The 12,902-nt window shown below is 44.2% G+C and carries 10 protein-coding genes; 6 read left to right on the forward strand and 4 right to left on the reverse strand.

The annotated features are described in order from the left end of the window. Nucleotides 1-33 precede the first annotated feature (33 nt). Both AC0YOD_RS06160 and AC0YOD_RS06165 read right to left on the reverse strand, forming a co-directional pair. Nucleotides 34-1,014: a DUF4358 domain-containing protein gene (locus AC0YOD_RS06160; RefSeq protein WP_475798403.1), complete on the reverse strand. Its 981-nt coding sequence runs from the start codon at nt 1,012-1,014 to the stop codon at nt 34-36. A 98-nt stretch (nt 1,015-1,112) separates the two neighbouring features. After that, complete coding sequence (locus AC0YOD_RS06165; RefSeq protein WP_475798404.1) at nt 1,113-2,000, reverse strand: helix-turn-helix transcriptional regulator; 888 nt, start codon at nt 1,998-2,000, stop codon at nt 1,113-1,115. A 126-nt stretch (nt 2,001-2,126) separates the two neighbouring features. On the opposite strand from AC0YOD_RS06165, the gene AC0YOD_RS06170 reads away from it, so the two are divergent. The 3 genes from AC0YOD_RS06170 (at nt 2,127) to AC0YOD_RS06180 (ending at nt 5,341) form a co-directional block, all read left to right on the forward strand. Then, nucleotides 2,127-3,014: a sugar phosphate isomerase/epimerase family protein gene (locus AC0YOD_RS06170; protein ID WP_475798405.1), complete on the forward strand. Its 888-nt coding sequence runs from the start codon at nt 2,127-2,129 to the stop codon at nt 3,012-3,014. A 29-nt stretch (nt 3,015-3,043) separates the two neighbouring features. Beyond that, entirely contained in the window at nt 3,044-4,087 is a 1,044-nt protein-coding gene (locus tag AC0YOD_RS06175) for a Gfo/Idh/MocA family protein (protein ID WP_475798406.1), read from the forward strand. Nucleotides 4,088-4,180: 93 nt separating this feature from the next. Next, nucleotides 4,181-5,341, forward strand: coding sequence for a sn-glycerol-1-phosphate dehydrogenase (locus tag AC0YOD_RS06180; RefSeq protein WP_475798407.1), 1,161 nt, complete (start codon nt 4,181-4,183; stop codon nt 5,339-5,341). Between the two features lie 163 nt (nt 5,342-5,504). On the opposite strand, the gene AC0YOD_RS06185 is transcribed toward AC0YOD_RS06180, so the two are convergent. Together AC0YOD_RS06185 and AC0YOD_RS06190 are read right to left on the reverse strand one after the other, a co-directional pair. Continuing rightward, nucleotides 5,505-6,332, reverse strand: a complete 828-nt coding sequence (locus tag AC0YOD_RS06185; RefSeq protein WP_475798408.1) for an aldo/keto reductase — start codon at nt 6,330-6,332, stop codon at nt 5,505-5,507. Nucleotides 6,333-6,352: 20 nt separating this feature from the next. After that, complete coding sequence (locus tag AC0YOD_RS06190) at nt 6,353-7,519, reverse strand: iron-containing alcohol dehydrogenase (RefSeq protein ID WP_475798409.1); 1,167 nt, start codon at nt 7,517-7,519, stop codon at nt 6,353-6,355. Between the two features lie 241 nt (nt 7,520-7,760). Between AC0YOD_RS06190 and AC0YOD_RS06195 the strand changes: the two genes are divergently transcribed. From AC0YOD_RS06195 to AC0YOD_RS06205, 3 genes are all read left to right on the forward strand, one after another. After that, nucleotides 7,761-8,645, forward strand: coding sequence for an ArsR/SmtB family transcription factor (locus AC0YOD_RS06195; RefSeq protein ID WP_475799307.1), 885 nt, complete (start codon nt 7,761-7,763; stop codon nt 8,643-8,645). A 1,790-nt stretch (nt 8,646-10,435) separates the two neighbouring features. Next, nucleotides 10,436-12,505 (forward strand): bifunctional aldolase/short-chain dehydrogenase, encoded by a 2,070-nt coding sequence (locus AC0YOD_RS06200; RefSeq protein WP_475798410.1) that lies wholly within the window; start codon nt 10,436-10,438, stop codon nt 12,503-12,505. 12 nt (nt 12,506-12,517) lie between these two features. Then, nucleotides 12,518-12,889 carry a sensory rhodopsin transducer gene (locus AC0YOD_RS06205; protein WP_475798411.1) on the forward strand — a complete coding sequence of 124 codons (372 nt, stop codon included), beginning with the start codon at nt 12,518-12,520 and terminating at the stop codon, nt 12,887-12,889. The last annotated feature ends 13 nt before the right edge of the window (nt 12,890-12,902 follow it).

Genomic DNA, 12,902 nt, shown 5'->3' on the forward strand with positions numbered 1-12,902 from the left:
AGGAAATTTCAGGAATTCCAATAGTGTTTTATATTATTTAGTGAAGAAGCTATGAAAGAGGTCTGCTAGTTTCTTCTGATCTGGAGATATGGAGAAGAGAACGTAGTCACCGTTTCGAATGATTTGATAGTTTTGGGCTAGTTCGTATTGATCATCCAGATAAGACTTGAAGATTTTCTGAATATCAAGAGCTCGATTTTTGAAGCCTTCCGATACTGCTTCGTAATGCGTATCTGATTTTAATTTAATAACAGAAAACTCTGCGGCTTGGATCATGAGCGAAGACTGATGAAAGACGCCTTCCGATAGCTGTGTTTCTGGATCAATGCCAAAGGTTTCTTTGATTTTCTCACCTTCTACGGTCAGAAGCGGGCCTAATGAAATGTCTGAAATAATCTTAGTAGAAATAGCTTCCGTAGTGACATCGGTATTCGGTTTTACCGGGTCAGGCGTGGAAGCTGGCGTTGGTGTTGGTTTGTCTGTAACATTAGGCGTTCCAATAGGAAACTGTGATGGCTTTGGCGTAGCTGTCGGATTTGAGCTTGGTGTCAAAATAGCAGGCGTTCCGGTTGGTTTTGCCGTAGCGGGCTTCGCTGTTGGTGTTGGAGCAGGTTTCGACGATGCACCGGGCTTATTCGATGGAGACGTCGTTGCGTTCGTCACTGGCTTGCTGGTTGCTGAAGTCTGAGGATCAGCAGTATGTATAGGTTTGGCGGTATCGTTTGGCGCATTCGTATTTTTGCCTCCAGCAGGCTTGGGAGTCGCAGTTGCAGTTTCGGATGATTCCCCCTGTTCGGGCTTGTTAGTAGTTGTTGGATCTATTACAGAAGGTGTTTCAACTGTTTCATTTGTATCAGTTGGTGCAATGGTCATGGTAGGCTCCGTTGTTGTAAGAGGCGTTGATTGCACACCCGTTTCCTTATTATTGTTGTCATTTCCGCAGCCGACAGCGACAACCGCCAAGGTAAGAGTTAATAGAGCTAAGTAAATATATTTGAATCGATTACTAGACATCTAGTAGTCTCCTTTATTCATAGTTGTAAGGTTAGACGCTAATAGGATGAGAAAAGTTGCCAAAGGGGAAGTATCACCTCTCTAATCATACCACTTATTTACGTTTGACGTGCTTGAGAGGGAGTCATTCCCTTGTATTGCTTGTACAGCTTAGTAAAATAATTTGGGTTATCGCAGCCCACCTTCGCCGCGATTTCCGTAATGGTATCATTATTTTCGCGTAAGAGCCGCTCTGCTTCATTCATACGGCAAACGTTGACGTACTCGATGAAGGTGCGTCCGGTCAGCTTTTTGAACAGCTTGCAGAAATGATAGGGATTTAAGCTGACCATCTTAGCTGCTTGCTCGATCGTTATTTTTTCGCAAAAATTAGATTCAATCCTTTGAATCAGCAGTTTAAAGCGATCGCGATTCATGAAATAAGGCTCGGTCAGCTTGCCGGTATGCGGGTGATCCAAAAAAGTTCGAGACATTAACGTGAAAAATGCATGCAGCTTTGACTTTACGACGAGCTGATAAGCGGGCGGTTTAGCGGCAAGCTCTGCTATCGCTTCATCTAGCAAAGAATAGTAGCTTACGCATCCTTCATCCTGCTCTGCCGGTTTTACGGGAAACCGCAGCCTTCCCTCTAAATAAGGGGCAACAAATTTCGCATGGACCGGATCATGAACCCAATCATTAAATAGAGAAGCATTTAGGACAATGCAATCAAAGAAGATTTCCTCATGACTTAGGGCGTAACCTACATGCAAACCGCCACCAGGAATGATGATGACATCACCTGCATGTACGACATAAGGCTTACTGTCGATGTGGAATACACCGCTGCCTTGACGCATGAAAATAATCTCAAAATGCTCATGCCAATGCAGATAGAGAATGCATTGATTTGGCTTTACCGCATGGGCATGATTCTGAAACAGTTGAATGGGGTAAGTTTTATGCTCAAGGCGAGTATTTTCCCAGAGCTCTCTTGGATAAGTCATCTGCGTTTTCACCACCACAAGATTAGACTAGTATTGCACAAGATTGGTTAGGGTAATCCCCAAAACTCCTAGTTATAATGGAGTTGTTACGATTACTATAAGCCAATATTGGAGTGATATACAAGGATGAATAATAATTTGAGAATTGGAACACTTGTAGGTGGAGGAAATGCGGATAAGGTTATTCCACAAATCGTGGGACATGGATTTGAATCCTTTAATTTGACCTTTTGGCAGACGACTGGAAACACAGATCTAGAAGAATTATCGAAGCGAGTACGAGCACTGGCTGATGAGCATGATTTCGTCGTACCAGCAGTCAGTGTGTTTGGGAACCCGCTAACAGGCGAGGGAGATAATGCGGATACGTTGAGAAGCTGGGAACGTCTGATCGACAATGCTCATTTGTTTGGAGCTGATATTGTATCCGGTTTCACAGGACGTTTGACTGGGCAGCCTATTGACGAATCGATTCCAAGATTCAAAGAGGTATTCGGTGAACTGACGCGCAGAGCGGCTGATCGCGGCGTACGCATTGCTTTTGAAAACTGTGATATGGGCGGTACATGGGCAACTGGTGATTGGAATATAGCGCATAATCCGACAGCTTGGGAGCTAATGTTCGATGCAGTACCAGAGGATAATATTGGCCTAGAGTGGGAGCCGTGCCATCAAATGGTTAGCCTTATTGATCCCATACCGCAGCTGCGTAAATGGGCGAATAAAGTTTTTCATGTACATGGCAAGGATGCAACGATTGCTTGGGATGTTGTTAAGGAGCATGGTGTTCACGGTCCGAAACCTTTTGTGTGGCATCGTACACCAGGCTTTGGCGACAGCAATTGGTCTGACATTATTACGATTTTGAGACAAAACGGCTACAAAGGAACGATTGATATTGAAGGCTGGCATGATCCCGTATATAAAGACGAGCTGGAGATGACCGGTCAGGTACATGCCTTGAACTACTTGAAACGTTGCCGTGGCGGAGACTTTATTCCAAATCCCGTATAAAAAACAATCGAAAGCGAGGTTCATTCATAATGACAATTAAGCATCGAGTAGTAATCGCGGGATGCGGAGGCATGGCTAACGTATGGGTAGATTATGCAAAGGGCAGGGATGATACCGAAATCGTGGGTCTTGTCGATATCAAAAAAGAGTTTGCGGAGGCAATGGCTCTCCGTAAGGAGCTTGCTTGTCCGGTTTTCACGGATATTAAAGAAGCCATTGCAGAAACTGGAGCGACAATTGTATTTGATGTCACGATTCCAGCTAGTCATTACAGCATAAGCAAAGCTGCATTAGAGCTCGGCTGTCATGTATTTGGCGAGAAGCCGCTTGCGGAATCGATGAATGAATGCAAGGATATTGTAAGAATGGCTCAAGAGACGGGAAAGACACATGCCGTCATGCAAAATCGCCGTTTTGACCCTCGCATTCGTGCATATCGCGAGCTTATTGCGGAGGGCAACATTGGGAAACCGGGTTTTGTTGGGGCAGATTTTTTTCTTGGCGCTCATTTTGGAGGTTTTCGCGATCTGATGGAGAGCCCGCTTTTGCTGGATATGGCCATTCATACGTTTGATCAAGCAAGATTTATCATTAATGCTAATCCGGTGTCCGTCTACTGTCAGGAATTTAACCCACCAGGATCTTGGTATGAGGGCAACGCAATGGCAATTTGTATTTATGAAATGTCGGACGGTTCTGTATTCAACTATCGCGGCTCATGGTGCGCAGAAGGCGCGCCTACCTCTTGGGAGGCATCATGGCGTGTGACAGGTGAGAAGGGAACGGCCATTTGGAATGGACATGATGAGATCTATGCAGAATACGTAGCGGCTGGCGATCAAACGGGCAAGTTTATTCGTGACCAAGAGCGAGTAGACGCTCAACTGCCGGTTATGGCTAAAACAGGTCATCATGGCTGTCTTGAAGAGATGTTCGATTCTCTTCAGAAAGGCCGCAAGCCTGAAACAGATTGCAGCGATAATATTTACAGTATGGCTATGGTGCTGGCTGCCCTTGAGAGCGCGAAGCTAGGGCGTAAAGTATTGATCGCTGATTTTATGAACGAGGGGTAAGCAGATTACTCTAATGGTTCTCGTTTATTGACAAGCTGTGCATCGCAGGAGCAAAATAAAGGATAACTGAAAATAAGGAAAGAGGTGTATCTTATGTCAACACTTATCAATAAGGTAAAACAACTGGCTGCTGGGTTCGACGAAGAGACTCTTCGTTCTATTGAAATTAATCCTCTTATTGTTGAGGCGGGTGCTATTAATGAGGTTGCTCCCTATTTGAAGGAACAAAAGTATAATCGAGTAATTATAGCGGCAGACGCGACTACCTATCATATAGCAGGGAAGTTACTGGAGGAAGCTATTTCAGCTCTCGGTATAAAAACGCATACGACGCTTATCAAGCCTGATCTTCAAGGCGATGTCATTGCGGATGAAGCCTCAATCGTTCAGCTCTTGCTAGATATTCAGCTGCGAAAAGCAGAGGTTGTCGTTGCCGCAGGCTCCGGTACGATACATGATATTTCCAGATATGCAGCTTATACAGCTGGAATTCCATTCGTGTCCGTGCCTACTGCACCGTCCGTTGATGGCTTTAATTCAAAGGGAGCTCCGATCATTCTTCGTGGAGAGAAGACGACAATTGCAGCAATTGGACCAGATGCTATATTTGCAGACTTAGATATTCTAGCGAAGGCTCCTTCTGCTATGGTAGCTGCTGGATTTGGCGACATGTTAGGCAAATACACATCGCTGTTTGACTGGAGCTTTGGACAGTTAGAGGGGGGCGAGCCCTATTCGGAAGAGGTTGCTGAAATTACACGTGTCGCGCTTCAAAAATGCGTGGACAATATTGAGCTGATTGCAAAGCGTGATCAGGAAGGCATCCGCATTCTTATAGAAGCATTAATTGAATCGGGTTTAGCTATGCTTCTATTCGGCCAGTCGCATTCAGCATCAGGTGCCGAGCATCATCTATCCCATTATTGGGAAATGGAATATATCCGTCTAGGCAATCGACAGCTGCTTCATGGAGCTAAGGTCGGCGTAGCTTGCGCGGAAATATCCAAGCTCTATCATCGTCTTGCCATGGAGGAGGGCGGTCTTGCTTTTACGGCTAACCCTGAGAATGTGCGTGAAGCCATAGCAGCGCTTCCTACTGAGAGAGAGATTCGCAATTGGCTGCAGCTTGTTGGCGGTCCGACAACAACTGAGGAACTAGGTGTTGATGGGGAGCTATTGATGAGAAGTCTGCAAGAAGCTCATCATATTAGACCTAACCGCTATACGCTTCTTTCAGCGTATAACGCCGTTTAGATGACTGCAATGAGTGGAAATTAAATAGGCTATGATAATAAAACCTCAGCCATCATTTAGTAGTTTGAATTTATTCTGTGATGCTAAATGAAGAAGATATGCAAAAGGCAGTCCTCAAGTAGAACGTTCTACTTGAAGGACTGCCTTTTATTAGATAAGTGTATTAAAAATTAAAATTGTCAGGGTCTGGTCCAAAACGTTGATCACGATTGAGAGCAGTGATTTGAGACATATCTTCTGGAGTAAGAGTGAAGTCGAAAATATCTGAATTCTCCTTCAATCGAACGGGGTTAATTGTTTTTGGAATGGTAACTACGCCATTTTGGAGGTCCCAACGCAGGACAACCTGTGCGGATGATTTACCATACTTCGCGCCGATGTCTGCTAGGACGCTATGATCAAGATTTCCTTGCATAAGCGGACTCCAAGCCACTTGCTGTATACGATTATTCTTATTGAAATTTAGCAGCTTCTGTTGAGTCAGAAGGGGATGATATTCCACCTGATTAACCATTGGAATAATTTCTCCGGACTCAAAGATGTCTTGCAGATGATGGATTTGGAAGTTGCTTACACCGATAGCCCGAACACTGCCTTCTTTATAGAGCTTCTCCAATGCACGCCAAGTTTCGATATATTTGCCTTTAACAGGCCAGTGTATGAGTAGAAGATCAACGACATCAACACCTAGCTTTTGTCTGCTGTCTTCATAAGCTTTTAGCGTGCTTTCATAGCCTTGGTCGCCATTCCAAATTTTTGTCGTAATAAAGATTTCATCACGAGGAATGCCGCTATTGCGAATTCCCGCCCCAACACCTGCTTCATTCTTGTATGCTGCTGCCGTATCAATACTTCTATAACCCTCTTGAATAGCGGCAGTTACGATGTTTTCCGCTTCGCCGTCATCCTTTACTTTCCACACGCCTAAGCCTAACCAAGGCATTTTTACACCATTACTTAATACGGTTGACTCTGTAAAAGCATGATTCATTTGATAGACCTCCAATGAATTTATAGTGATAACTCTAAAATAGCTTTCACATCTGCTTTTTCTAAACGTTTGAAAGATCCGATTGCACCGTACCGAACAGCTTCCTCAGCCATCCGATCCAGCTTATCACTGCCAATCTCAAAGTCTGCCAAACGAGACTCAGCGCCGATACGCGTAAAGAAATCTCTTGTTGCTTGGATGCCGGCAAGCGCTAATTCTTTATCTGTTTTGCCTTCAGGGTTAATTCCCCACACTCGAACTGCATATTGTACGAAACGATCAATGCGCTCTTCATGAACATATGTCATCCAGTTTGGAAAAATAACAGCTAGACCTGCACCATGAGGAATATCATAAATGGCGCTTACTTCATGCTCGATGCCATGTGAAGCCCAGTCATTGGCCATTCCAGCGCTGATGAGACCGCCGTTAAGTGCAAGTGTTCCGCACCACATTAGATTTGCGCGAGCCGCTGCATGCTCTGGATTTTCCAAAGCGTTCTCCACGTTCTCGATGACGGTTTGCAAAATAGATTCGCATAGGCGCTCTTGCAAAGGCGTGTTTTTCGTTAAGCTGAAATACTGCTCAAAAACATGGGACATGATATCCACGGCGCCATTAACCGTATGGTTGCGTGGAACAGAATAAGTAAGTGTTGGATCAAGAATTGAAAATTTAGGATAAAGAAGAGAGCTGCCGCTTCCGCGTTTCAAGTTTTCTTCCCAATTTGTTACAACCGTGGAGCCGTTCATTTCAGAGCCAGTAGCGGCAAGCGTAAGAATTGTTCCGATTGGGAGAGCAGCTTTAATTACAGCTTTGTTGGTGAAGAAATCCCAAACATCTCCTTCATAAGGAACGCCTGCTGCAATAGCTTTAGAAGCATCGATTACACTACCTCCGCCTACAGCGAGAATGAAGTCTACGCCTTGTGTACGGCAAATTTCAATCCCTTTCTTTACAGTGGATAGGCGTGGATTTGGTTCAATATTAGGAAGCTCGTGGATGGTAAGACCTGCATCATTCAATTGCTTGATGGTTTTGTCATACAATCCCGTCTTTTTAATGCTGCCAGATCCGTAAACGAGTAAAATGGTTTTGCCATATTGCGAAGCAAGCTGCCCAACTTGATCAGCTGTTCCTTCACCAAAAACGATATGAGTCGGATTTTTGAATTGAAAATTGTTCATGAGTAGCCTCCTGTTTTTAGTTAACTAATAAGGTAACTAAATATCTTATAAGTTATGTATATGCCGATAATTCTATTGAAATCGTACGAAAATGTCAAGTTTGATGGGGTTTAATGTTGATACGTTAACTTTTTAGTTATATAATGAGTTGGCGATTAAATCATTCAATTTGTTAATGCAAATATAGATATAAGATTAAAAAGGGGTAGCAGCAATGGAAATCGAAGTTAGCAGCCGAAATATGAAGTTTCTGGAATGCCTGTCCTCGCAAACGCGAGTGAAAATAATCGAATTGTTACGTATAGAGCCTATGAATATAAAGAGTCTCTCTGCGGCACTTGAAATAAAATCCCCAATTGTAACGAGGCATATACATATGCTGGAGGAAGCGGGAATCGTACGTTCCGAAAGTGTAGCAGGTATAAGAGGGATGCAGAAAATTTGTCATTTGCAGCTTACACGCGCGGTGCTTCTGTTTAAAAGTGAACATGTGGAGGATGAGAATGAAATCAAGCGATATGCGGTATCCATCCCAGTAGGCCATTATTCTTCCTATTCTATAAAACCTACCTGTGGGCTTGCATCCGATACGCAAATGATTGGCATGTGCGATGATCCGAGGTATTTTGCAGACCCAGAGCATGTTGGGGCAAAAGTAATATGGTTTGGTTCAGGCTTCGTGGAGTACCGCATTCCGAATTATATGGTCAATAACGAAAAACCGGAGTCGCTTGAAATCGCCTTCGAAATCTGCTCGGAGACACCTTGCACGGTTGATCATTTGCCCTCTGATATTAACTTCTCACTAAATGGTGTCGGAATCGGAACTTGGACGTACCCAGGAAGCTTCGGCAGCACGCGCGGCTTGTATACGCCTGAGTGGTGGCATAAAAACATTCAGCATGGGCTGATGAAGATGATACGTATTAACCGCCAAGGCTCCTTTATTGACGGCATTGGAGTGTCCGATATTACAATCGATGACCTCATGCTCGCCTATGATAAAGAAATCCTATTTCGTATCTCCTGCAGCGCAACCGCAAAAAATTGCGGCGGCGTAACGCTGTTCGGCAAAGGCTTCGGCAATTACAATCAGGACATCGACGTGACATTACGTTGTCAGTAAAAAATGGCTATTCTATAGAAGCGAGGGGTCTTCTATAAAAGAGTGGGTTTATCTAAGTTAGAAGTTAGAACACGAAATGTTCTAGTTTGTGTATTGTTTAGTTTCATTAATTGATACTAAACGCATTTCAGTTGGTTTTTAATGTGATTAGATTCATCGATTGAAACTAATCACATTAAAATGGCTTGCTGTACATGTCAATCAGTTCATTAGTTTCAAAATCTGCATCTAACATGCGATAGTTCATCGACATTACTTAATTAATTTCAGTAAATGACACTATTAATACTCACCTGCCACGAAAGCAGCAGTCACCGACTCAAGGAACGACCCGCCACGAAAGCAGCAGCCACTGACTCAAGGAACGACCCGCCACGAAAGCAGCAGTCACCGACTCAAAGAACTACCCACCAAGAAAGCAGCAGCCACCGACTCAAAGAACGACCCGCCACGAAAGCAGCAGCCATCGACTCAAAGAACGACCCGCCAGGAAAGCAGCAGTCACCAACTAAAGGAGCATGCTGCCACGAAAGTGACCACCACAACCCAACCAACCCAACCAACCCAACCAACCCAACCAACCAACCCAACCAACCCAACCAACCCAACCAACCCAACCAACCAAACCAAACCAAACCAAACCAAACCAAACCAAACCAAACAAACCAAAGAAAGAAACACCAGCCCAAGCCCACGTCTACCACCAAGTAACCAATGTCTTAACCTTCACTGTGACTAGATGGGAGGAAGCATTACTTTAAAGTAACTAAAATGCTAAACATAAAGGCTATGCTAGTGGGGGTATAAGTTCAATGTGTTCGGATTACGGGGTTTTACATTAACGAGCAGACGCGGCGCGGGTTTAGTGTAGAGTGTTATTTAGTTTCATTTAATGTAACCGACTTAAAGAATCATCTGCCATGAAAGTAACAGTCACCGACTTAAGCAACCATACTCCTTGAAAGTAGTAGTCATGGACTCAAGCAAACACTCGCCACGAAAGCAGTAGTCTCCCAACCGGAGGAGCAACTCCCCACGAAAGTCATCACGACCAACAAACCCAACAAACGAAGCAAACCAAGCAAACCAAGCAAACCAAGCAAACCAAGCAAACCAAGCTCCAAGCTCCTCGAAAGCAGTAGTCAAGGACTCAAGCAACCACTCGCCACGAAAGTCACCAATAAACCCACCAAACCAAAGAAACAAACACCCGCCAAGTCGCCGTCTACCACCAAGTAACCAATGTCTTCATCTTCACTGTGACTAGATGAGAGGAAGCATTACGGTAAAGCAACTTAAATGCTAAATACAAAGGCTATGTTAGTGGGGGTATAAGTTCAATGTGTTCTTCGGATATGGGGCTTTACATTAAAGAGCTGAAGCGACGGGGGTTAGTATAGAGTGTTTTTTTGTTTCACTTATTGAAACTAAATCTGATTTATTTGTTTTTTTAAAGTGGATAAAGTCATTTGTTGAAACTATTCACTTTGAAAGAGGTTGGCGTAAGAGTTAATCAGTCCAATAGTTTCAATATTTGCAACTAACGCGTGGTATTTCTGCGAATTTAGTTAATTAATTTCAAAATATGATACTAGCAAATTTAATAGATATAAAAGCTAAATCACAGATTTCCAAAGCTATCAAAGATTTCAGATCCCCCATTCATGTTTGTTTCTATTTAGTAGAACAAATATATTTCCGTTTTTGTTTGAAATTCATATATTCAAAAATAAACAAATATGTTAAGATCAATTCAAACATAAAACAATACATTATTCGGAGGTATATCCATGGTACAAAGTTTATGGGAAAACGAAAAAGCATCACAGCTAGAAAACGGTCTAGCTGAGCTTGTATATCGCTCTAACATTATTGGCGCGGATCGTCGCGTATGTAATTTTGGCGGCGGTAACACTTCCAGCAAAACAGTCGTGAAGGACTTCCGCGGTCGTGACGTAGAAGTTATGTACGTGAAGGGCAGCGGCTCTGATCTAGCGTCGATGAAAGCGGGTAATTTTACTGGCTTGCGTATGGATGACATTCGTCCCCTGTTCGAGCGTTCTGAAATGCCGGATGAAGAAATGGTTGCTTACCTCGTTAATTGTATGATTGATTCCAAGCACCCGCGCGCTTCCATCGAAACGCTATTGCATGCTTTCCTTCCATTTAAACACGTGGATCATACGCATCCCGATTCTATTATTAGCTTGTGCTGCGCAGACAACGGCAAAGCGCTGGCGAAAGAAATTTTCGGCGACCGTTTCGTATGGGTTCCTTATGTGCGTCCCGGCTTTAACTTGTCGAAAATGATTGCTGAAGGCGTACTTGCTAACCCGAATGCTGAGCTTGTGCTTATGGAGAAGCATGGTCTTGTAACTTGGGGAGAAACATCCGAGGAGTGCTACGCGCAGACGATTAAAATCATTTCTGAAGCGGAAGCATTTATCGAATCTCGTTTTGATGAAGCATCATTGTTTGGCGGTGTAAAATATGAGGTGCTTGACGCTGACGTTCGCAGAAGCGTTGCGGCAAGTGTGATGCCAACTATTCGCGGTGCAGTAAGCGACGCGAAGAAAATGATTTTGACTTTTGATGACGAAGCAGACGTGCTTGCATTCGTTAGTGGACAAGATTCACCGAAATTGTCTCAAGTCGGAGCGGCTTGTCCGGATCACCTCGTGCATACGAAAGTTGTTCCTTTATTTATTGACTGGACACCTAATGCAGAGGATATTGAAGGTTTGAAACAGAAATTAACAGCAGGAATCGCTGCTTACAAAGAACAATATAAAGCATACTTTGACCGCAACAAAAACGAAGGCGACGTTATGTTTGAAGCAGCGCCGCGCGTTATCCTTATCCCAGGTATCGGGATGATCAACACAGGCAAGAGCTGGGCTATGGCAGGAGTGAGCGGTGCGCTTTATCACCGTGCAATCGCAGTTATGCGCGGAGCAACTGCACTTGGAGATTTTGTATCGCTAAGCGAAAATGAGTCATACAACGTTGAGTACTGGCCGCTCGAGCTTTACAAATTGTCTCTTGCACCGGCTGAAACCGAGTTTTCCCGCAAAATTGCCTTCATTACTGGCGGAGCAGGCGGTATCGGCAGCGAAACGGCACGTCGTTTAGTATCGGAAGGCGCACATGTCGTGCTAGCTGATCTTAACCTTGAAGGTGCGCAAAAAGTTGCGGACGAAATCAATGCTCAATTCGGTGAATCCCGTGCAATAGCAGTGAAAATGGATGTAACATCTGAGGAGCAGATCATTGAAGCCTATGCGAAAACGGCTTTGACATATGGCGGTGTTGACATTATCGTCAATAATGCAGGTCTTGCAACGTCTAGTCCATTCGATGAAACAACGCTCAAAGAATGGAACCTGAACATGAATGTACTTGGAACAGGCTACTTCCTAGTTGCCCGTGAAGCATTCAAAATGATGAAGCAGCAAAGCATTGGCGGCAACATGGTGTTTATCGGTTCGAAAAACTCCGTGTACGCAGGCAAAAGCGCTTCTGCTTATAGCTCTGTTAAAGCACTTGAAGCTCATTTGGCACGTTGTATCGCAGCAGAAGGAGGCGAATTCGGCATTCGTGTCAATACGATCCTGCCAGATGCTATTCTTCAAGGATCTGCGATTTGGAACGGAAGCTGGCGTAATGAGCGTGCAGCAGCTTACGGAATTGAGCCGGATCAACTGGAAGAGCATTACCGTAAACGTACGACTTTGCTCGTCAACATCTACCCGCGTGATATTGCGGAAGGCATTGCATTTTTCGCATCATCCAAATCAGACAAAACGACTGGCTGCATGCTTACTATCGACGGCGGTGTGCCGGCAGCGTTCACGCGCTAAGGAGGATACGAGATGTTTCAAGCTAGAGGAGAGAAGAATTGGTTCATACCGGACGGCTTTATTCCTCCGGATAGCACAGGAGCACTTACCAGCCATGAATCGGTATGTGTGCTGAATTGCTCCTCTGAAGAAGCACTTATTCATTTCACGATTTATTTTGAAGATCGCGATCCTATGGAAAATATTCTCGTTGCCGTACCGGGCAGACGTACCAAGCATATTCGTACCAGCTCTTTGATGAAGGAAGGGGCGCCAATTCCGATTGGCGTTCCTTACGCCATCGAGGTGCAAAGCCATATTCCAATTATTGTCCAATACAGCAGACTCGATTCGACACAAGCGGAAAATACGCTTATGTCAACGATGGCTTTTCCAATTAAATAATGAATATCTATTT

The sequence above is a fragment of the Paenibacillus sp. J31P13 genome, assembly GCF_056269295.1.